The sequence below is a fragment of the Desulforhopalus glucosivorans genome (assembly GCF_054397165.1).
The window spans coordinates 4,696,205-4,717,481 of sequence record NZ_AP044854.1 but is presented as its reverse complement, the minus strand read 5'-3'; the positions used below and the strand labels follow the sequence as shown (position 1 = coordinate 4,717,481).

Here is a 21,277-nt window from a genome sequence, read left to right as displayed (position 1 = left end):
ACACACTCTTTATGGAACAGGAACGGTGTCGAGAATTTTGCGGATGATATCTTCGCTGCTGATCCCTTCCGCCTCCGCCTCATAACTTATTCTCAATCTATGACGCATCACATCAACCACAGCAGCCTTCACATCATCAGGGGTCACATAGCCTCTTCCCGCAATATAGGCAAGAGACCTGGATACAGTTTTCAGACTGATTGTAGCCCTTGGTGATGCACCTGTCTCAATGTAGTCGCGTAAATCCAGATTGTAACTTTGAGGATCTCGTGTGGCATAGACAAGAGAGACAATATAGTCCTTAATCTTGTCATCCATATAGATCCGGTTAATAACTGCCCGGGCACCTAGAATATCCTCAGGGGAGGCCACAGGGGTGACCAAAATCTCGGTATCAGTCTGATCAAAGCCATCAAGGATCTTTCGCTCTTCCTCACGGGTTGGGTAGCCCACCACCACCTTCAACATAAAACGATCAATTTGCGCTTCTGGCAGAGGGTAGGTTCCTTCCTGCTCAATTGGGTTTTGCGTCGCGAGTACCAGAAACAAATCTGGTAGCTGAAAACTATTATCCCCAATGGTGACCTGTTTTTCCTGCATGGCTTCAAGAAGAGCCGACTGCACCTTTGCCGGAGCACGGTTTATTTCATCGGCGAGGATCAATGAGGAAAAGATAGGTCCCTTCTTTACCTCAAAGGTCGTCTGCTGGGGGTTGTAAATCTGGGTTCCCACGATATCTGCGGGTAACATATCAGGGGTAAACTGTATTCGTTTAAAATCGGTCTGAATTGCTCTTGCAAGGGTCTTCACAGCAAGGGTTTTTGCAAGGCCCGGCAAACCCTCAAGGAGGATATGGCCACCTGAAAGCAGGCCGATGATGAGCTGTTCGACAAGGTGGTCTTGCCCAACAATCACCTTGGAGAGTTCATACTTTAGAGGTGCGATCCAGGCTGAACTGTTTTTTACTTCCTCATTAATCTTTTGTATTGAACTATAGACATCCGATGTTTCCATGGGGACCGGCGGGGTGGTCTGTGAAGAATTATCCATCATATTAATTCCTTGGTCAGTTGATTAGTACCTTACTCCTGAAAGCCTGTCATAAAAAAACAAGAAACTCAGGAATTGAATTTGAAATCGTAAGTTTAGTCTTACCACCAGACAATGAACTCAAAGAGGCATCCTGGTACTTATCCTAGCTTATTTCTCATTTTTATTTCTTATGTACTGGTGTTAGGAGTGAACTCCACTGTTTTAAAATCACTACAGGTTCTACTATAAAGCCGTATCATTACCCCATTCTTTCACAAACATTACAAAGCTGTAATGTTTGTATTTCTTCAGAAAAACACGTATCAGCAGCTATCATATTCCCTGTAGAAAACCTGGTTTCAAGAGTGATCTTTGCAATTTTTCAAAATCAGCACCATAGTATTGATCAATTGTAGCTCAACTGTGTCTTAACTATGGTATTGCTCAACTTTGCCTGTTATCTTCCTTCAGGCTCTTGTGGAAACAACGCCTAGAAAATCCCCATAATATAAACTGACCCGCTCAACGGGAAATTTCACACATAATATCAGTTAGAAGTCAGGTATACTATGCAATCTGAAAAACCGAATAGCTCTCCTAGTTACGATTTAAAAAGCCCGGTTCAAGTGGTTTCTACAATCATGCAAACCTCGGCTTTTCAATACTTTTTCAATAAAATATCCCAGGCCGGTTTTCTCCTGCTCGGGGCAGCTGTTATTGCTCTGATCTGGTCTAATCTGGACGGAGCGGGGTATAACCATTTCTGGCATCAGGAGCTGGCCATAAGTTTTGCCGGCATGACGCTCAGCCACTCATTGGTACATTGGGTAAACGACGGTCTGATGACCATATTTTTCTTCACCGTGGGTCTTGAAATCAAAAGAGAGATGCTGGTGGGAGGACTTTCAGACCCAAAACGTGCCGCTCTCCCAGTAGCTGCGGCCGTTGGAGGAATGGTAGTCCCAGCACTTATCTATTTCTACTTTAACACAGGCTTAAACAGTATTTCTGGTTGGGGAATCCCCATGGCAACTGACATTGCCTTCTCCCTTGCTGTCCTCAGTACCCTCGGCTCAAAGGTCCCTTTTGGCCTTCGCCTTTTCCTCACCGCCTTTGCCATAGTTGATGACCTTGGGGCTATTCTGGTTATCGCATTTTTTTACACTCCATCCATCGATATGTATGCGCTCGGGGCTGCATTTCTTGTGACTGGCGCCTTGTTTCTGATAAACCGCTTCGGGGTCAGACATTCATTCCCCTACGCAATCCTGGGAATTCTCCTCTGGTTTGCGGTATCCGAAGCTGGCCTGCATGCAACCATCGCTGGAGTTGTCACTGCCATGTTCATTCCTTCTAAGGGAAAATATAACACTGATCTGTTTCTTGAAATGGTGAGTAAGCGGCTTGAAGAAATAAGCTGTAAGGGGGGCTCCTGTGGTCAGTCCATTCTTGTAAACCGTAACCACCTAGACGCCGTACAGGATATTAATCTTGCCTGCAAGGAGGTGGAAACCCCACTCCAACGCCTTGAGCACTCCCTTTCATCCTGGGTTGGATATCTGATTCTACCGATCTTTGCTCTTTCAAACGGTGGTGTATCTCTGGTGGGTATGGAACCGATGACGGCACTGACTCACCCCGTTACTCAAGGCATTGGCTTTGGCCTTGTCCTCGGGAAACCCATCGGAATATTTATCTTTACCTACGTGGTGGCAAAACTTCTCAATACCGAATTGATACAAGGGACAACATGGAGCCAGATACTTGGGGTAGGACTACTGGGAGGAATGGGGTTTACCATGTCTCTTTTCATCTCCAACCTCTCTTTTAGTCCTGGCCTCTTGCTGGAATACTCTAAAGTTGGCATAATGTTAGGTTCATTTTTCAGCGCTGCCCTAGGGTATGCACTACTTCGCTGGGGTAAATAATCGTATCTTTCAGAACCTATTCTGTTGAGATCCGTCCCGGCAAATCGTTACATATATGAATCATGGGACAGCTCTACCTCAACGAATACGCCAAACACCTTGTTGGTAAACGAGTCTGCATAGCATGCAGAGAAGGAATATTACGGGATAATTTCACAGAAATTATTGCAGACATAAAATTCCTAACAAGAAATGGGGTGAAAACCACACTGTTTCATAACCTGCCCAACCGCTTTGCCAACCAGAAGCTTCTTACCCAGCTAGAAAAACGCTTACCCGGAACCAGAATCACCAGGATAGGACCGGACAAAGATTTTTACGCTGCCGTTTTAACTCAGACAGACGCTCACTTTAAGGTGATTTTTCTCGAGCGAAGATATCTGATAGACAACAAGGGCTATAAAATTAATACCCTTAATACCAGCAGTATTCGTGGCTCCATGGATGACTTTGCAAGCCGCATTGCAAACGTGAATTTCAAAGACACCATAAACCTCATCTGCGAAACCATAGAAGCCGGAAAATGTGAACGAATCCACATACTGCCTGCCGGAAAAAACAGTATCAAGCAGGAACTATTCACCGTAGAAGGCAGCGGCACCATGATTGCCGACAACTTCACGGAAACATTTCGCAGGGTTGAAACCGATGAAGATGTGGCCGTCGTCAACCGCATTCTATCAATGTATAAGAAGGCGGGTTTTTTGAAACCCAGGAGTAAAAACTACGTTAGTACCCACCGTAATAACTTTTATGTAACGGAGATCGATGGGATTATCGTTGGCTGTGTTGAGCAGAAAATTGTGGATGAAAGAACCATCGAGCTTGGGGCACTCGCCATCTCCACCAGATTTCGCAACCAGCGAATCGGTGTCTACACGGTCAACGCCTTCATGGAGACCATGGCGGCCTTAGGGTACTCACACTTCATCTCACTCACCTTAAACCCACGACTCCAGGCACTATTTGGCCAGATTGGCTTTGTCCAGAAAACCATGGAGGAATACAGCAAGCGGCAGGCCCAGAGTCCTGAGGTCTCAATGTTTGTCAAAATACTGGGGCAGTGACACCCCAGCATTCACCTCTCTGTTACACCAAAGCTGCAACACCCTCAAACACCCTGTGCCCATCATCATGCCTGTCCACATCATAGACGTCAGGTAACTTCTTTACCTGTTTTATAATCTGCTCCAATTTCTGTTCTTCATTGACCTGGAGCCACATCTTACTCGTTTCGCCACCTTCCATGGGGATACAGACAATACCCTCAACGTTGTAGGCGCGCCTGGAGAAAAGCCCACAGATGTGTGACATAACACCCGGGTGATTATTTACCGTCAGTTCCAATACTTTAATACTTGGTATGCTATTAATTGCTTCCATGGTCATCTCCTTATTGCTCACATTTTTCTGCATTACACCCACCCAGCATAGTACTGTTTGATGCTCCAGGAGGTACCATTGGATACACTTCCTCATCCTTTCCTATGGCTACGTTTATGAGACATGGACCAGGCTCACTGATCATTTTTTCAAGCAGTGCAGGCAGGTCGCAGCCAGGCTCAGCATTTACAGCCTTCATACCAAAGCCCTTTGCGATGGTCACAAAATCAATATCAATTTGAAAATCCGAGGCAAAAACCTGTTTATTATAAAAAAGATTCTGTTGCTGACGAACAAGACCCAAGGAGTTGTTGTTCATTACAATGATTTTAACATTAGCCTGCTGTTCAATGGCAGTTGAAAGCTCCTGGATATTCATTTGCAAGCTTCCATCCCCTGTAAAAAGCACAACCTGTTTTTCCGGATTGGCAAGGGCTGCACCAATTGCTGTGGGTAAACCAAAACCCATGGTACCAAGCCCGCCGGAGGTCAGTAGCTGACGTGGTCTCTCAAAGGGAAATACCTGGGCCGCCCACATCTGATGCTTACCAACATCTGTTGAGACAAAACTTCCCTCATCCAACAGTTCTGATGTTTTAAGAATCAAGCCATAGGGCTTTTCCGGGACTGTCGCCTCCGGAGAAGTCATGGGGTACATTTCTCTTAATACTTCGATCTGATTACACCAGATTGTTCTACTGTTCTCTGTGAGCAGTGGTGCAAGCGCTTTAAGGGTGGCCTTAACATCACCAACAAGGCCGATATGGGCAGTTTTCAGTTTGGAGACCTCGCTGGGATCAATGTCCATATGAATAACGCTTGCATCCGGGCAAAACTCTACAATCTTACCGGTAGCACGGTCATCAAACCTTGATCCGGCAGCAATAAAGAGATCACAATCCTGCAGGGCCATGTTTGTCGAACGGGCAGCATGCATTCCGAGCATTCCTAAAGAAAGTGGATGATCCGAAGGGATTGTTCCCAGCCCCATAAGAGTCATTGTGCACGGCAATCCAGCCTTTTCTGCCAGGTTCCTCGCTTCCTCTGCTGCACCTGCGTGAATAATCCCACCACCCAGACAGAGTATAGGCCGCTTTGCCCTGTTAATCATATCTGCTGCCGCCCGAAAGGCTTCAATATCTGTTGCAGTCTCCTCAATTCGGCCCCCCGGTTCCGGCCACTCTTCAAAAGATATTTGAGCCACCTGAACATCTTTTGGAACATCTATAAGTACTGGGCCAGGACGTCCTGAGAGAGCCAGCTCAAAGGCCTTGGGTATGATTGTAAGGAGTTCTTCAATGGTGCGGACCAGAAAATTATGTTTTGTTACAGGAATAGACATTCCGTAGGTATCAACCTCCTGGAATGCATCAGTTCCGATGAGAGAGGCAGGAACCTGACCGGTTATGCAAACAATTGGAATAGAATCGAGATAGGCATCTGCTATGGCAGTGAGTATATTTGTGGCTCCCGGTCCTGAAGTAGCAAAACAAACCGCAGCCTTACCTGTCGATCTGGCAATACCCTGGGCTACAAAACCTGCTCCCTGTTCATGGCGGCAGAGGATATGCTTAATTGCTGTGGACTGGCAAAGTGCATCATACATTGGTAGATTTGCGCCACCTGGAATACCTGCGATGGTATCTATGGACTGCCTCTCCAGCATTTTTATAATCAGCTGGGCACCATTCATCGTGTTCATTTCATTCTCCTTAAGGATTTTCGAGGCTGGCGTCTTCACCGCGGAGGCATAAAAAAACCCCCGATGGCGGAGCGCCAACAGGGGTTTAACATCTTGATTTATATAATCTTTATCCCCTTACGGCACTCCGCCTTCAACCTTTCGGACCACGACTAGCACACTGACGACGAGTACGACGCTAAGAAGTAGGTTAGAAAGAACAGAAGAAATTGAGCGCATTTGTTATAAGGGCTTTTGTGTATAAATTTATCTTAAATGTAGCTGTTGTCTTAGCTGATATCAATTTTTTTTAATTCAGTCAAGAACTTTTCGGTCCAACAAAGAACCGTTCGTAACAATCAACCCATTGTTTTAAGGTTAAGCTGAATCAGTTACAATTGTACATGCCAAAAGAACTATTGGATAAATATCCTGATAAAGATATGCTACCCCCGGTAAGCGGGAAATAAGCCGGGACAAGTGCATGTATGTTAGATCAAGCTCAAGATATTACATACTATTCCCGTGTGTCTTGCTTTATATTGAAAAGGATGAGGCTACATATAAAATATACAAAACTGGTGAGGTTTTTGATGCACAGTTCATTGAAGGTACAAGGTTACAGTTTCCCTTTTTCTCTATTTGCTATCGTATTGTTTCTGTCACTCAGCTGTTCAGGTTGTATTATAAAAGATCTGGGAAAAACGGTTAATTACAGTATTACCGGAGAACATTTCCTGACGACCCAACAATTTGACAGGGGTGTGAGCAGCTTTAAAGAGAAAGTCGAACAAAACCCCGAAAATCATTTGGCAAATTTCTATTACGGCCGGTTTCTTCTTGGAGAGAAACAATATAAAACGGCATTGAAATACTTGGTTAAAGCCCGAGAACTTAACCCAAAAAAAGCAGACTATTATTTTTGGGCCGGTGTGGCCTACGGTAGTGTCGGCCAGAAAATATCTGAACGATCAAATTACCAAAAAGCACTTCTCATCGACAGCAATCACCTCCAGTCTCTCATCTACCTTGGAAACAACCAACTGCAGAGCAAACAGTACAAAGCATCATTAATTTCGTACAATAAAGCCCTGGCTATTTGGCCTTCTAGCCCTACAGCAATCTACAATCGAGCGCTGATACATAAAAAAATGGGACGTAAGCCCGAAGCGTTGGAAGGTTGGCTGGAGTATCTCTCTTATTACCCATCTGGGGCCATGGCAAGAAAGGCGGTGAACCACCTTAACCTTCTAAGCGACTATTCCTTTCGAAATTACAAACTTCTATCAAGAACTATAACCAGTGAAAAAATATATTTTCAGCCCTTTACCGCGGAAATTATGCCAGAGTCAAAGAAGTCCCTTGAATTTATAGGAAACGTCGCAGGCAAAATGAAAAGAGGCCGGCTCCAGGTAGTGGTGTATCAGCTCAAGAACAAAGACCTGGCCAAAAGAAAAGCAATCAATATAAAACGGTATTTGCTCAAAACAATTCCGACCTTAGATAAAAACGATATCGGCATAAGCTGGTTCGACACCCCTGAAACCATTAAAATTTCGACAAAAAAAAGAGTAATAAACGACTCTGTGAGCTTTTTTATTTCCAGTAAATAACTGCATTATTTTCTCGTTCAACCAGAAGTACGTATAAAAGTTCTCTATTTATCCTGTTCCATGTGACCTTTTCCTGTCTCGTTCGTATACCTTAATAAATGAGGATAATTTATTTATGGAAATCTCGGACAGCCGTATTGTCGAGCAGGTAAAAAAAGGGGAGGTCCAAGCCTATTCTGAACTTGTTCTTCGTTACCAAAAACCTATCTACAATCTCATGTTTCGCTTCAGCTACTCTACAGAAGAGGCTGCAGAGTTAACGCAGGATGTCTTTTGCAATGCTTTTGAAAAAATTGCCGGCTTTAAAACAGACAGTCCATTTTTCCCTTGGCTCTACACACTCGCCATGAATCACGGGCGTGACTGGAGTCGACAAAATAAATACAAAGCCGACGGGTTACGGAACTATACCCAGCATTTCACCAGTAACAGTTCACCATCGATGCTGGACAAACTCGAGTTACAGCAAGAAATAGATCAGATGTTTCACGCCATCACAAAATTACCATATGAAAAACGGGAAATTATTCTTCTAAAATACAATAAAGGTCTTTCAATTCGAGAACTTGGAGAGATTTTTTCATTATCCGATAGTGGAGTGAAAATGCGAATCCACCGGGCCCTCGCAAAACTGCAGGAAATGCTCTGCAACAGGTAAGACGCTATGGAAAAAAATGAATCAGAAAAAATCATTTCGAAACTAAAACAGCTGCCAGATTTGGAGCCCCCCTCCCATCTCGTCAACGCTGTTATGCACAAGGTAACCAAACGTCAATCGGGCTGGCTGCGTAATGTATACTTATTTCTCACCACTCCCCACCCAGTCTCATTTCGTCCTGTCACCTATGCACTCTCCATATGTGTTCTGCTCGTATTAGGACACCTCGTTCCCTTTCCCTTGAGTAATGGACCAACTTCTTCAACCACACTGGGCACAAATGAAATGTTAGCCACATCCTCAGAAGATTCGGAGGCTAGTTTCTTGCTCGGCCGAGGACTCATGGCAGCAGGGCTTGTAAAGGAAGCCATCCCACTTCTACAAAAAGCCTCTTTGAATGCTCCAGACAATCCATATTATGCCTTTTGGGCTGGACTCTGTTTTGCCGCAAACAACATGCCCGAAAAAGAGCGTTCCAGCTACCGTAAAGCTGTTGAAATATCACCAGATAACACCACTTTTTTACTCAACATCGGCCATAGTTTTTTAGAAGAGCGAAATTACCCTGATGCACTTAACTACTACAATCAAACGCTCTCAATTGATAGCAACGAGCAGACGGCGCTATACAATAGGGCGTTGATTTTTCACCTTCAGGAAAAAAAAGAAGCTGAACAAGCTGCATGGAAAACGTATCTGGCCCATTACAGTTATGGAGTAAAAGCCTTTAGAGCAGTTCAACACCTGAACAATCTCAACGATTACACATACCGGACTTACTATATCGGTAAACTAAAAATCATCCTGAATCAAAAAGAGCTCCTCAATTTTGATCCCGAAGTAACACTCACATACAACAAAGAACGGCTACTACGTTACCTGCGACAGAACCCATCAATTACCCTGGATATAATTACATATAGAAAAGACAATGTGGTCGGATCTAAGGAAAACGCAGTGCAACTTAAGAAACATCTTGTGTCCCAACTTGGTCCCTCTCTGCAACAACAAATTCGGCTGAGCTGGTTCGGTGAAGCGGAACGTGTAGAGGCACAGACCGGTTCCAATCAACTTTTACAGAGTGTGCTCATTTTTGCGAGTAACAGTCAACCTTTACAGGAGATAAAAATATGAACAAGGTTTTTTTCAACATTCTACTCATGGGCTGTTTTGTACTCTCAGCTCCTCACCTTTCCATCGCTGATGATGTCGATGATGATTTCAGTGATGAAGCCCCTGCATTCAGTAATCCTGCCCAAGCAGCCCATGCTGAAAATGTTTCAGCACAGGCTAGTATCGGTCTGGATCAGGCAGTAGCCGATGCTGAAGGTGGTGTTGATCAGGCTCAATCAGATTTAGAGGCCGCAAGAACTGAGGTACAAACAAGCAAAACCGATTTGGAAAAAGCCAGAACCGAGCTTGAAGCTGCAAAACAGGCAAAAGAAGAAGCCGAAGCGAAACTGGCTGCAGCCGCACCTGAAGAGATTGCTGAAGCTAAGGAAGAACTGGCAATTGCTCAGGAGAGTCTAGATCAAGCCAGAACAACCAGAAACCAGGCAAAAGCGGATCTTGAGGCGGCAAGAGATTCAAGAGATGAAGCGAAAGAACAACTTGCCAGTGCCAATGCAGAACTTGATACCGCTGTCGGTAATCTTGCGGGGGCCACTCCTGAAGCCATTGGTGCAATGAGAGAAGAGGGCTACGGTTGGGGACAAATAGCCCATGAACTTGGTGTTCACCCTGGAACTCTTGGGCTGGGGCACGGCAATAAAAAAGCTAAATCTTTTCGCAACGACACCATTGATACGAATATTGAAATCGCTGAAGCAACACAACGAGACCTGAGTCAGGGCTGGTCAAAAAACCATGGCCTTGCCACAAGTAGTAACTCCAGTCGCTCTAAAGGTCTGGGACTTTCAGGAAGCGATCTCGGTGCAGGCAGTAAAGGAGCGAATGGAAAATCAGGCCAATCCAATAGTTCAAAATCGTCGAGCGTCGGGTCATCCAAAGGAAAATCCGGAGGAAAAAGCAGTGGAGCAAAAGGAAACTCCAGTAATTCTTCAGGATCAAAAGGAGGTAGAGGTTCTTCAGGCGGTCCTTCAAATGACAATGGCAACAATGGTAAAGGTGGAGATAAAAGCGACAAAAGCAACAATGGTAACAAGGGTGGAAACAGCAAGGGGGGCAATAACGGCAAAGGAGGCGGTAACGGTAAAGGGAAATAACGTCCTTCCAAACTCACAGGTACTGACTGCCTTTCTATTTATCCTTCTCTGCGCCACCATTGTTTGTTAAGTGGTGGCGCGCCCTCTTGCCTTTACAATATTTCGTTACATTAGAAATATTTTCCTATATAACCCTAGTATCTTCCTGTAACCAACGTATCTTGTTACCTTTATTAACCCTCAACAGCAGGCCGTACTGTGATACATCCATTTCTCTTTAAGCAATTTCCAAAAATCATTTTCGGTGTCGGTGTACGAACTCAAATTTCTCAGAATATTAAAAGTTTTGGACCTACAAGCCTCATGATCACCGGTGGCAACTCATTTAAAGCATCTGAATATTATAATGAGTTACTCACGCAATTAGAAGAATCAAAGATAGAGATTGCCCTTGCGCATATTTTTGGAGAGCCCTCGCCCGATGTTGTTAACAAGATAGTTGAGCAAAACCGGCAACGAGAGATCGCTTCAGTCGTGGCCATTGGTGGTGGTAGTGTGCTTGATGCGGGAAAAGCTATATCGGCCATGCTTACAGAAGACGGCTCAGTTGAAGACTACCTGGAGGGAGTGGGTAGTAAAGCCCCAAGTGGAAGTAAATTACCGTTTTTGGCCGTGCCAACAACCTCGGGTACCGGCAGTGAAGCCACAGCTAATGCTGTACTCAGTATCGTTGGCCAAAAAGGATATAAAAAATCACTCCGACATGACAACTATATACCCGATGTAGCAATCATTGACCCAGAACTGACCATAAGCTGCCCCCCATCCCTTACGGGAAGCTGTGGAATGGACTGTTTTACCCAGTTGGTAGAGGCTTTTTTATCCACCAACAGCTCTCCCCTCACCGATGGGTTTGCCCTCCAAGGTATTGAAGCCATTAGCAGATCCCTCCAACTGGCGTATAATCAGGGTGACAACATCCAGGCACGCTCAGATCTAGCCTATGCCACAATGTTATCAGGCATAGTTCTCGCTAATGCCGGACTTGGAACCGTCCACGGCTTTGCCTCTGCCATTGGAGGAATCCTTCCCATCCCCCATGGAGTTGTATGCGGCAGCCTCATGGCTCCCACAAATCAGTTAACCCTTCAACGCTTAAGAGAACAAGCTGGAGATAACATTGCTCTTCATAAATACTGTCAACTCGGCAAGATTTTTAGCGAGGAGCAAAAAAAGAGCGTCAGCTGGTATCAGGATCATTTTATTGATAGTCTGGCAAGACTTAGTAGTGATCTTGAGATCCCTGACTTCAGTGAACAGATAATTTCTGATGAAAATGTTAAAGCCATCATCGCAGCAACAGGTAACAAATACAACCCGGTACAATTTGACAATAAGGACCTTGAATTCATCTTTAGATCAAGATGCTAGCACCTCAAAATAAATCATCATGGTTGGAAAAAAACAGAGATAATTTTGCTATAGCCTTAAAAAAAGATATCATAAAGAAATACTAACCTGAATAACCACTATTTCTTTATGAAAAAACGAGCGTTTTACTACTTTTTTCTAATCATTCTTGTAGCTATTTCTCTGTGCGCTTCAGCTCAGGCAACTGAACTAAAAACAGTTCTTCTCCTCCACTCCTACCACGCAGGGTATAAGTGGACTGACGATATCACATCGTCTGTTCAAAATGAACTTTTCGGTAAAAATATCGATTTGCGCATTGAGCACCTCGACACGAAGCGATATTTTACCCCCGAATATTTGAATAGTCAGAAGGATTATTTAGCCAACAAATATGACAACACTCAATTTGATGTGGTCCTTGTATCAGACAATCACGCACTCAATTTTGCCCTCGATTTCCGTCAAGATCTTTTCCCAAATATCCCCATAGTTTTTTGCGGTATCAATTCTTTTACCCCCGAGATGCTGAAAGGACAACAGAACATAACCGGGATAAACGAAGTAGCCGGTGTTCGAAAGACCTTTGATCTCATGATGTCCATCCACCCGGATACAAAAAGAATTATTGTCGTAAATGACGAGTCTGTGACAGGTAATATATTGAAGGAGGCCTTCAAAACAGATACAAGAGGGCTTTACCCTGATGTTAAAAGATTCTATACAGACAACTATTCCACTGAAGATCTCATTGCCCTGCTTCAGTCACTGCAGTCTGACGACCTGGTCCTTCTTGGAGTCTTCTTCCACGATATTAACGACCGAAATTTTGAGTATTATGAATCAGCAAAACTTATCAGTGAGCACTCTCCAGTACCCATCTATGCTTTGTACGACTTTTACCTCAACCACGGTATAATGGCTGGCCATTTTATCAATGGCGCCCTTCAGGGGCAGATTGCCGCCAAACTGGTTTTTGATATTCTCGATGGAAAATCCGCAAATGAGCTTCCGGTAATAATGAAGAGTCCCAACCAATATTTTGCTGACTATTCCATCATGGAAAAATTTGGGATCAGCGACCAGAGCTTTCCCCAAGAAACCATATTCATCAATAGATCCCCTGACTTTTATCAACAACATAAACTCGCCGTATGGATGACGATTGGGGTGATGATTTCCCTCGGTCTACTCACGCTCCTGTTATCCATAAACATAGTAAAAAAGAAAAAGGCTGAAGAGGGCCTGCGTGCCCTTACAACTGACTTAAGTGACCGCGTGGAAGAAAGAACCCATGAGCTCTTTCTTGCCAATGAGGAGATGAAACGGAATCAACAACAGATGCAGCATTTGTTATCTAACCTCACAGGAATGGTATACCGATGCAAAAACGATCCTGATTGGACCATGATATACATTAGTGATGGTTGCTATCCATTGACAGAATATTTACCCGAGGAGCTGCTTAATAATAAGGTTACTGCCTATGCAAACCTGATTGACCCAAGAGATTGCGATTATGTTGCAACGACTGTGACAAAGGCCATAGAAACCAAAAAACATTTCACCATAGAATATAGAATTATATCTAAAGACAAAACAGTCAAGTGGGTCTGGGAACAGGGAATGGCGGTGTACGATGATAACGGAAAATGTCTCTACCTTGATGGGATAATAACAGATATTACAGAGCGAAAAATCATCGAACAAGAGCAAACCAGACTCACTACAGCAGTTGAGCAGACCGACGACCTTATCATAATCACCGATATAGGTGGGAATATTCAATATGCCAATCCAGCTTTTGAAACAGTAACCGGATACAGTCTCAGCGAGGTCAAGGGATGCAATCCTCGTATACTCAAAAGTGGAAAGCAGGATGCAGATTACTATAAGCACCTATGGAGTGAGCTGAAAGCTGGTAACGTTTGGCGGGGTAAATTTGTTAATCGTAGAAAGGATGGTAGCTACTACATTGCAGAAGTAACCATCTCTCCTATTCGGGACCAGCAGGGAGAGCTGATCAACTACATTGGAGTGCAAAGAGACATCACCCATGAAGTCGAACTTGAAAAACATCTACGCCAAGCCCAAAAACTTGAAGCCATGGGAACTCTCGCAGGTGGAATTGCCCATGAAATCAACACTCCTGTGCAGTTTGTCAGCACAAACCTCGATTTTATCAGCGATTCCCTGCCCGATCTCACCAGCTTTATAACTGAAGTATATAAGGGTGTTGATAAGGCCCAGGCAGAGGAAATGTATGAAAAGTATGATGTTGAATACCTCCTAGAAGAACTCCCTTTAGCCATCCAACAGTCTTCTGAAGGTGTCACTCAGATCTCAAACATCGTACGTTCAATGAAACAGTTTGCCCACCCAGGTGAAGATACAAAAACAGATACCGATCTCAACGATGCTCTGAAAAATACAGCAACAGTCTGTCGAAATGAATGGAAATACTGTGCTGAAATGTCATTTGACCTAGATGAACAGCTTCCAATGGTTTCTTGTCATCGTTCCGAGCTCAACCAGGTTTTTCTCAATATCATTGTCAATGCAGCCCAGGCGATTGCAGGCTTCCACAAGAGTGATGGAATCACGGGGGCAATATCAATTTCAACCAGGAAAAATAGTGATGTTGTGGAGATCACCATCTCAGATAATGGCGGAGGTGTTCCTGAATCTTTAAAAGAACGGATATTTGATCCGTTTTTCACTACAAAAGAGCCAGGTAAAGGTACAGGTCAAGGATTAGCTATTGCTCACTCCATCGTAACAGAAAAGCATGGAGGCACACTTCAGGTCGATAGCCGTGACGGGGAAGGCTCAACATTTACCATACGCCTCCCCCTTCTATAAAAAGTAGTTCATTGATGCACGTTCTATGGCGACAATATTAAAATGCATATGAGAGGCCAACGTAATTCATATTGAGGCTGGCGTTATAGTCATATATTCCGGCATTTGACTGGTGATAAAAATTATACTCAAGGCCTAAATGGTCCCAAAGAGTAAACTGAATCCCAAATTTGGAGGACAAAAAAAACGGACCACCGAGGTTGTGATCATCAAAGTTAGTCTCCCCCATCATAAAGCCGAGCCCTACACCAAACAGAAAATGAACTGAATCATTTGGACAGAGAACCATCTGCGGCATAAGAGACAATCTACCTGTGGATGAGGTCTCAGAATCATTATCATCTATGATTGCACCGGCAAACTCTACATCAGTTGAAAGCTTCCAGGCATCACCAAGGTCTTTTTGATATGACAGGGGCATACGATAGTATAGCTCTATCTGGGACAAATCCGTATTTCCCCTGAACTCTTTTCCATAACCAACCCCGAGCTGATGTCCTACCCCAGCATAGGTAATAGAGTAGCCAAGAAACAGCAAAAAAGTACCACAAACGATAATTAGTCGGATTTTATTGATATTCACGGCCCCACCATCTCTATAAAATATTATTCTGCGCAGGATGTATTCATATTTTTAGAGTTGAAATAATATTAAGATGAAAATTTTTCAACTTTTTTCGATAGCTCTTGAGCGAAAATCTTTCCTGGGCAACCCGCCGTCCTTTTCGCCCCAGACGTTTGGTCAGTCTGCTGTCACCTAAAAGCCGAGCAATACCACCAGCCATACCCTCCGGTGTTGGTGGAACTAAGCAGGCGAATTCAGAAGAGAGTACCTGGGTGTGGGTCAGAAGATCCGTTGCCAGTATTGCTTTTCCAGAATCAAGATATGAGTAGAGCTTCATTGGAGTATTATTGCCCTGATCTCTTGGGGAGAGCAGAATATCAGCCTGGGCCAGATAGTGACCAAGCTTTTCAATGGGCCGAGGCCCACAGAAATACACATTTTGGTCAATTTCGAGTTTACTGGCCCGCTCTCGGTATTCAGCAATCGCAGTTTCTGTACCACCTATTATAACAATATTCCCTCGACATCCTCTATCAGAGGCCAGGCGAAAGCCCTCAAACAGCAAATCAATCCCCTGATACCCTTCCAGATTACCAACATATAGCATAAGAGGTCCGGATATCTTATATTTTTCCCGGAGATTATCTCCTACAACCGACGCATGATCGAGAAAACTGATATCCTCCAACCGAACAACGTACTTTTCAGGAGCATGGGCAAGAGCTATTTCTTCAAGAGCACCGCACACAGCAACAACACCACAACTCCCCTTTATGGCGACCTTTTCAAAAGATTGAAACACCGAGTTCAAGGGGCGTAAAAACGGCATCTTCTCTACCAGCTGCAAGGCAAGAGAAGAATCCATATCATAGATATACTGTATCCTAAAGAGCAGCTTATACACCATTGCCAAAAAAACCGATTCTTCAACTGCGTGAACCAGTTTAAAGTTATGTGTTCTCAGCAATGACAGTCCTTTAAAAAACATGAGGACATCGCAAACAATCTTCTTCCAGGATATGGATGGGGGAATATTGTGTATTCCCCAGATTGAGGGCGTTCTATGAATATGAACACCGGGCATTTCAAGATCATCTCCCTCGTGAAACACAAGTAAGTGGACCTCGTAACCAAGAGCCGCCAGTTCTTCGACAAGTAGTTTAACTGCAATTGGTGTGCCCCTGTTTTGAAAAAAAGGCTGAGGAGCCAAAACCAGTATAGACTTCTTTACGGTAGTAGACTCTGAAGAATCTGTTTTCGTTTCTTTATGTTTAAAAATCATTCACTAACCAGTCTGATTACTTCTCATTATTATTGGTGATCCAAAACATCGCGTTAATCCAGTAAGCTGTGCGCACATCTCGATAAAACGAGAAAAAAACAGCATATTTACTGCACGATGAACTACCATTGGACAAAAAAACTGTGGTTTTATGAGGGGCTTTTGAAACCCATGTAACTTGAGTTCAGTTACTATTTCACTTCTGGAATAGAGACGAAAGGGGCGGGTGTCACCTTCCACTCGTTTCTTCATATCAAAAAACTGGTTATAGAAAATGTTGGTAGACCGCCTATCCGGATAATCAAAAAGTACACAACGTTTTGCTACTCTTAAAAGCTCCGCTAACAGTTCACGCCAGTGATCCACCTGGGACAACAGGCCAAAGGCCATGACTACATCAAAAGAGTTATCTTCAAAGGGTAATTTCAGTAAGTCACATGTTGTGTATTCAAAGTCCACCCGGGAGATACGTTGCAACAGTCGATTTCGACAACTGGCATCACTGCCTGTTACCGTCACATCAAAACCGTTTTTAACCAATGGCTCAGCAAGCTGGGCATGCCCTCCTCCTACATCCAATATGTTAGCTTTGGGTAGATCCTTTAACAACGAAAGCACGACCTCCGTCTGTTTTTTTAAAAAGAATTCTCCTGCAGGCCCATTATAGCGAGAAGCATACTCTGCTGATGCATTTTCTATATCCGCAGTTTCCACAAACATCATAATTCCTAATCAGCCCCCCGTAACGGGGGAGTAAAACTGTTCTACCCTAGACAACTGCCTGGATTTTTCATCATCCGTCCAATTCAAATGAGCAGCCATTGCATCTGTAATATCACTTAGAACCCGACTATCCGGCAACTCAGCTGCACCAACATTTGATCTTCTTATAATAACGTCAAGCAGGGTAACTGCCATCTCATCAGAGATAAAATATAACAACTCAGCATGAAGCATCGGAGGGTCAAGGCTCAACCAGTCAGCCCTATTCTCAGCGTTATCGCTGTGCCCCACAATATATTTAAAAACCGCTCGCCAATCTCTCCCATACTTGTTTTTCAGATGATCCGTTATGTTGTGGTATTCATCCCCAAGCCGTTGTATTGCAGGAGCATAATCAAGATTTAACGGAGGATCACTAACGTACACCCCACGTTCTCGAGCATCTTTATCATCCTGTTTACACAAGATTTTCACCATATCCAGTGCGATTGCAGGTGCAGTTGTATACTTCACACCCTTAATAGAGAATAAGCCTTCCACACTATCATTGCCACCATGATCAATAATTTCCGATGATTTATTGACCTGAACTGAGTCCTTTTCGCTACTGTCGGCCCCATCCATGGGTAATAAACCGGCATGATAATAGGTGATATCACTAAGCGATAAATTGCCTGCCGGATACACCTTGTTTATATCATCTACAAAATCCTGTAACTCTTCACGACCAAGAGACAAATCATCCGCATTACCAGTAAACGGTTTATACGTTGTTCCAACCATGGTGTATTTTTCCTGCCAGGGAACAAAAAAGAACAACCGCTTGCCCCGCTGGATAATGGCATCTTTATCTTTAAAATCTGTATACCCCTCAAGGCCTACCGCATATTTTTTAAATAGTCGTTTTTTAACAACTATATTTACTGCGCTCGCCCACTGCTGACGACCAAGCTCCGCATTTCCACGCGCCTGCTCAGCCAACCAGGGACCTGCGGCATTTATGACCCGCTTACAAGTGATACTGACAGGAGCTGATTCACCCAGTTTGTCCCGGGCAACGAGCCCACTTACCTGACCATTTTCACTCTTCACTTCCACAACCTCTGTGTAATTGAGAGCTACCGCGCCGTATCGTACTGCCTCCTTAATGTATTCCAGAATAAGTCGTTCGGTATCATCGGCGATTGCATCGTACCAGACAGCCCCACCTGTAAGACCCGTCTCATTTACTCCAGGAACGGCCCAGCGCACCTCGGTTGTATCAATAGAATGTCCAGATGGAAGTTTATTCTCTTTGGCCAAACCAGCATTCCGGTCCCAGGCTACAAGGTCATACATTCCAAAAGCCAGTCGCATCGTCTCCCGTCCTTTAATACCATGCCCATAGGTGGGCATCAGGCAGGCAAGAGGCTTTACCAGATGTGGTGCAAACTGCATCATCGATCGCCTTGAAGTAATTGATTCTCTCATGCGCTTCAGGTCACCATGCTGGAGATAACGGATTCCACCATGAACGATCTTTAAACTATTTGCCGAAGTGGAATGACCAAAGTCTGCTTTTTCCAGAATAACTACGGAGAATCCTGCCTTCACAGCTTCAAGAGCAATGGTCGCTCCGTGTATGCCAGCACCTACGACGGCAACATCAAAGGCCTTATCCTGCAAGTTGTTAAAATCTCTTTTCATTTTCTTATATAATTGTTGCAATCGAAGGAATTATTTCAGGCGAAGTGCAATTTGATTTTTAACAAACGACACGGGAGAACAAGCTCGTCCATAGGAAGAGATAACAGTTTCCGGCTTCTTAAACTCGTGACATAGAAAGGTCGCAGGTAGGTCTTGCGGACAGTCCTGAGGAATAAAACCTCCAAAACGCCCCACCTTTATTTCTTCACCCGCCAGCGGTAAAGGATCACTACCAGACAATACCCTCGCAGCAACATTTTCACCATCAAAGAGGCTTGGTCTCGGCCAGAAAGAAGGTCTGCCGCCGCTGTCGCCCACAAAAAACAGTTCGGCTGGATTCATAAGATACGTTTCCAGTACCTTGCCACGCTGGCCCATCCACTTACCCGCCCCCCATGGACAAACTGGAATTCCACCGGCCTCAACCACCGCATCAACAGTTGCAGAAAGATCCAACCCATCTTCAAAATCTTTATCTGTCATTAAAGCAAGCAGCTCTAACCTTTCTTTGGTGATCAGCTGACGGCCAGCGACAATAATAAGTCGCATAGACGGGAAGTCATCATGGTACACGTTAAGAGCGTAGGCGTCGTCACTGATTTCAAATCGTACAGAAGTGGTAACGCCTCTTGACTCCAGAGCCATCTCGCGAAGCTGTTTAAAATAGTACACACCTGTAGCTTCAGCCATGAGCATGAAATAGGTAGTAGAGGAGTCAGCCTGTAACATCTCTCCTTCTTCAGAGAAATTTATAAAGGCTGTGGAGAAAAAAGTATCTACATCATAACAATCATAAATATGGACATGGCCATCAAACACAATCATACAAAAGTTCTCATTATGGGTGGAGGGCGTATATCGTAAGTGATATTAGAAGATAATAAGGGGAGACAGTGTTTCTTAACACGGGGGAATCATTGATAGTCTCTTTTAAGGGTGGCCTTAACAATATTCGAACAGTATAAATTTATCAAAATTAGAAGGGAAAATAAATAAGAATATAGAAAAACCGGTGATAAGGTTCACCCGTAAGCACGAACAAATACGGGTGTAACCCCACTAACCATCCGAATTATATACGTCCTTTAACTATATCTGCACCAAACTTATTCGCTCGATCCATCTCTTCCTGATATTTGAGCACGGCTTTTCTTTCATCCACTCCTTTAACCACAAACTCTCCACCATAATCTACATCAACGGCATCAAAAATATACTTTGTAGTCAAGATGGAACAGTCAAAAATTTTCTGTCCTTTGGTTGCAGCCGTAGAGACGAGATAACCTTTTCGTCCCTCATTGTGACGATACCTCTCTTTAAGCAGATATTTTCTTGCCCAGAGAGCCTGCATCCTGTCCCCGAAAATTTTACACTGTGCAGAAAGACCATAAAAATAGACCGGGCTTACCAGGAGAATTCGATCAGCCCTGTCCACCGCTTCAAAAATTGCACCCATGTCATCCTTAACCACACAAACCCCTGTCTTATCGCAGCCACCACATCCCTGACACGGGCGAAGACTTAAACCATTAAGATGCACATATTCAACAGTGCCACCACCTTCCTCAACAGAAGCCCCTATGCTCCGTGCAAGGGTTTCACTGTTTCCGCCTTTTCGTGGGCTGCCAAGCAGCGCTAGCATGTTCATAATATTTCCTCCAGTTTATGTTTCGTCTGTGTTAGTCGATTCTCTTACAGTCAATCACCTGTCCAGTCTCTTTCCATCCAGACCGACCTCAATCCTTTCAAGCTTACCACAGATATCATTAAACTTTTATATACTTACCAGCTCTTTACCCCAGCACTATTGACTCAAATCCAAATTGTATTACATTGCCAATGCAGCACCAAGTAGTTGTTAACTAGTAATAATAAATATTGGAGATTAATAATGATATCACGAAAAATGCTCACAGGCATCGCAATTGGTAGTTTTTTCATGCTCACCCTTGCAGCAGGACTGTCCTGTGCAGATGATAAAACAGGCATGGCTGCCATGGTCGATAAAGCAACAGAAGTAAGCACCATGGCTGAAAAAGGCTCACTTACAGATATGTTCGACCTCAATAGCGCAACCCCTGAAATGCTTTCTTCTATCCCAGGAATTGGCCCCAAACTGGGTGAAGCCATCACAGCGTATCGTGATGCCAATGGATCTTTTGCACAACTCAAAGACCTTTTAAATGTAGAAGGTATTGATGCTTCTCTTCTGGAAAAGATCAAGCCATTCCTTAAGCTCTAAGCCATACACTATCTGGGGTAGGATTCCAATGATCTTACCCCAGATTC

The 21,277-nt window shown here is 44.0% G+C and carries 18 protein-coding genes; 9 read left to right on the top strand and 9 right to left on the bottom strand.

Features of this window, described 5'->3' with window-relative positions; genetic code table 11:
- Positions 1–9: 9 nt before the first annotated feature.
- On the bottom strand, positions 10–1,050 hold the full coding sequence (locus ACX6CI_RS20165; RefSeq protein WP_458778495.1) for an AAA family ATPase: 1,041 nt from the start codon (positions 1,048–1,050) through the stop codon (positions 10–12).
- A 551-nt stretch (positions 1,051–1,601) separates the two neighbouring features.
- Here ACX6CI_RS20165 and nhaA point away from each other — a divergent pair.
- Complete coding sequence (gene nhaA, locus ACX6CI_RS20160; protein WP_458775456.1) at positions 1,602–2,960, top strand: Na+/H+ antiporter NhaA; 1,359 nt, start codon at positions 1,602–1,604, stop codon at positions 2,958–2,960.
- A 62-nt stretch (positions 2,961–3,022) separates the two neighbouring features.
- Positions 3,023–4,027, top strand: a complete 1,005-nt coding sequence (locus ACX6CI_RS20155; RefSeq protein ID WP_458775455.1) for a GNAT family N-acetyltransferase — start codon at positions 3,023–3,025, stop codon at positions 4,025–4,027.
- 22 nt (positions 4,028–4,049) lie between these two features.
- Here the strand turns inward: ACX6CI_RS20155 and ilvN are convergent, their stop codons facing one another.
- On the bottom strand, positions 4,050–4,343 hold the full coding sequence (gene ilvN, locus ACX6CI_RS20150) for an acetolactate synthase small subunit (RefSeq protein WP_458775454.1): 294 nt from the start codon (positions 4,341–4,343) through the stop codon (positions 4,050–4,052).
- Between the two features lie 10 nt (positions 4,344–4,353).
- Entirely contained in the window at positions 4,354–6,045 is a 1,692-nt protein-coding gene (gene ilvB / locus ACX6CI_RS20145) for an acetolactate synthase large subunit (RefSeq protein WP_458775453.1), read from the bottom strand.
- Positions 6,046–6,617: 572 nt separating this feature from the next.
- Between ilvB and ACX6CI_RS20140 the strand changes: the two genes are divergently transcribed.
- The 6 genes from ACX6CI_RS20140 (at position 6,618) to ACX6CI_RS20115 (ending at position 14,732) form a co-directional block, all read left to right on the top strand.
- Positions 6,618–7,637: a tetratricopeptide repeat protein gene (locus ACX6CI_RS20140; RefSeq protein ID WP_458775452.1), complete on the top strand. Its 1,020-nt coding sequence runs from the start codon at positions 6,618–6,620 to the stop codon at positions 7,635–7,637.
- A gap of 115 nt (positions 7,638–7,752) precedes the next feature.
- Entirely contained in the window at positions 7,753–8,295 is a 543-nt protein-coding gene (locus ACX6CI_RS20135) for an RNA polymerase sigma factor (protein ID WP_458775451.1), read from the top strand.
- A 6-nt stretch (positions 8,296–8,301) separates the two neighbouring features.
- Positions 8,302–9,429 (top strand): tetratricopeptide repeat protein, encoded by a 1,128-nt coding sequence (locus ACX6CI_RS20130; protein ID WP_458775450.1) that lies wholly within the window; start codon positions 8,302–8,304, stop codon positions 9,427–9,429.
- Positions 9,426–10,520, top strand: coding sequence for a hypothetical protein (locus ACX6CI_RS20125; protein ID WP_458775449.1), 1,095 nt, complete (start codon positions 9,426–9,428; stop codon positions 10,518–10,520). Before ACX6CI_RS20130 ends, ACX6CI_RS20125 begins: the two co-directional genes overlap by 4 nt.
- A 198-nt stretch (positions 10,521–10,718) precedes the next feature.
- Positions 10,719–11,891 carry an iron-containing alcohol dehydrogenase gene (locus ACX6CI_RS20120; RefSeq protein WP_458775448.1) on the top strand — a complete coding sequence of 391 codons (1,173 nt, stop codon included), beginning with the start codon at positions 10,719–10,721 and terminating at the stop codon, positions 11,889–11,891.
- 108 nt (positions 11,892–11,999) lie between these two features.
- The gene (locus ACX6CI_RS20115) at positions 12,000–14,732 is read left to right on the top strand and encodes an ABC transporter substrate binding protein (RefSeq protein WP_458775447.1); all 2,733 of its coding nucleotides are present in this window, start codon (positions 12,000–12,002) and stop codon (positions 14,730–14,732) included.
- 37 nt (positions 14,733–14,769) lie between these two features.
- Here ACX6CI_RS20115 and ACX6CI_RS20110 read toward each other — a convergent pair whose 3' ends face one another.
- The 6 genes from ACX6CI_RS20110 to ACX6CI_RS20085 all read right to left on the bottom strand — a co-directional run bounded on the left by ACX6CI_RS20110 (position 14,770) and on the right by ACX6CI_RS20085 (position 20,636).
- The gene (locus ACX6CI_RS20110) at positions 14,770–15,315 is read right to left on the bottom strand and encodes an acyloxyacyl hydrolase (protein WP_458775446.1); all 546 of its coding nucleotides are present in this window, start codon (positions 15,313–15,315) and stop codon (positions 14,770–14,772) included.
- 43 nt (positions 15,316–15,358) lie between these two features.
- The gene (locus ACX6CI_RS20105; RefSeq protein WP_458775445.1) at positions 15,359–16,579 is read right to left on the bottom strand and encodes a glycosyltransferase family 4 protein; all 1,221 of its coding nucleotides are present in this window, start codon (positions 16,577–16,579) and stop codon (positions 15,359–15,361) included.
- A gap of 3 nt (positions 16,580–16,582) precedes the next feature.
- Complete coding sequence (locus ACX6CI_RS20100; RefSeq protein ID WP_458775444.1) at positions 16,583–17,302, bottom strand: class I SAM-dependent methyltransferase; 720 nt, start codon at positions 17,300–17,302, stop codon at positions 16,583–16,585.
- A gap of 9 nt (positions 17,303–17,311) precedes the next feature.
- Positions 17,312–18,988 carry a glycerol-3-phosphate dehydrogenase/oxidase gene (locus ACX6CI_RS20095; RefSeq protein WP_458775443.1) on the bottom strand — a complete coding sequence of 559 codons (1,677 nt, stop codon included), beginning with the start codon at positions 18,986–18,988 and terminating at the stop codon, positions 17,312–17,314.
- A gap of 30 nt (positions 18,989–19,018) precedes the next feature.
- Positions 19,019–19,813 carry a hypothetical protein gene (locus ACX6CI_RS20090; RefSeq protein WP_458775442.1) on the bottom strand — a complete coding sequence of 265 codons (795 nt, stop codon included), beginning with the start codon at positions 19,811–19,813 and terminating at the stop codon, positions 19,019–19,021.
- Positions 19,814–20,060: 247 nt separating this feature from the next.
- Positions 20,061–20,636: a flavodoxin family protein gene (locus tag ACX6CI_RS20085; RefSeq protein WP_458775441.1), complete on the bottom strand. Its 576-nt coding sequence runs from the start codon at positions 20,634–20,636 to the stop codon at positions 20,061–20,063.
- A gap of 243 nt (positions 20,637–20,879) precedes the next feature.
- On the opposite strand from ACX6CI_RS20085, the gene ACX6CI_RS20080 reads away from it, so the two are divergent.
- The gene (locus ACX6CI_RS20080; RefSeq protein WP_458775440.1) at positions 20,880–21,230 is read left to right on the top strand and encodes a helix-hairpin-helix domain-containing protein; all 351 of its coding nucleotides are present in this window, start codon (positions 20,880–20,882) and stop codon (positions 21,228–21,230) included.
- The last annotated feature ends 47 nt before the right edge of the window (positions 21,231–21,277 follow it).

Excerpts from the sequence above, each read along its gene's own strand:
- ACX6CI_RS20165 (WP_458778495.1), bottom strand. The coding sequence starts at position 1,050 with ATGGATAATTCTTCACAGACCACCCCGCCGGTCCCCATGGAAACATCG.
- nhaA (WP_458775456.1), top strand. The coding sequence starts at position 1,602 with ATGCAATCTGAAAAACCGAATAGCTCTCCTAGTTACGATTTAAAAAGC.
- ACX6CI_RS20155 (WP_458775455.1), top strand. The coding sequence starts at position 3,023 with ATGGGACAGCTCTACCTCAACGAATACGCCAAACACCTTGTTGGTAAA.
- ilvN (WP_458775454.1), bottom strand. The coding sequence starts at position 4,343 with ATGGAAGCAATTAATAGCATACCAAGTATTAAAGTATTGGAACTGACG.
- ilvB (WP_458775453.1), bottom strand. The coding sequence starts at position 6,045 with ATGAACACGATGAATGGTGCCCAGCTGATTATAAAAATGCTGGAGAGG.
- ACX6CI_RS20140 (WP_458775452.1), top strand. The coding sequence starts at position 6,618 with ATGCACAGTTCATTGAAGGTACAAGGTTACAGTTTCCCTTTTTCTCTA.
- ACX6CI_RS20135 (WP_458775451.1), top strand. The coding sequence starts at position 7,753 with ATGGAAATCTCGGACAGCCGTATTGTCGAGCAGGTAAAAAAAGGGGAG.
- ACX6CI_RS20130 (WP_458775450.1), top strand. The coding sequence starts at position 8,302 with ATGGAAAAAAATGAATCAGAAAAAATCATTTCGAAACTAAAACAGCTG.
- ACX6CI_RS20125 (WP_458775449.1), top strand. The coding sequence starts at position 9,426 with ATGAACAAGGTTTTTTTCAACATTCTACTCATGGGCTGTTTTGTACTC.
- ACX6CI_RS20115 (WP_458775447.1), top strand. The coding sequence starts at position 12,000 with ATGAAAAAACGAGCGTTTTACTACTTTTTTCTAATCATTCTTGTAGCT.
- ACX6CI_RS20105 (WP_458775445.1), bottom strand. The coding sequence starts at position 16,579 with ATGATTTTTAAACATAAAGAAACGAAAACAGATTCTTCAGAGTCTACT.
- ACX6CI_RS20100 (WP_458775444.1), bottom strand. The coding sequence starts at position 17,302 with ATGATGTTTGTGGAAACTGCGGATATAGAAAATGCATCAGCAGAGTAT.
- ACX6CI_RS20095 (WP_458775443.1), bottom strand. The coding sequence starts at position 18,988 with ATGAAAAGAGATTTTAACAACTTGCAGGATAAGGCCTTTGATGTTGCC.
- ACX6CI_RS20090 (WP_458775442.1), bottom strand. The coding sequence starts at position 19,813 with ATGATTGTGTTTGATGGCCATGTCCATATTTATGATTGTTATGATGTA.
- ACX6CI_RS20085 (WP_458775441.1), bottom strand. The coding sequence starts at position 20,636 with ATGAACATGCTAGCGCTGCTTGGCAGCCCACGAAAAGGCGGAAACAGT.
- ACX6CI_RS20080 (WP_458775440.1), top strand. The coding sequence starts at position 20,880 with ATGATATCACGAAAAATGCTCACAGGCATCGCAATTGGTAGTTTTTTC.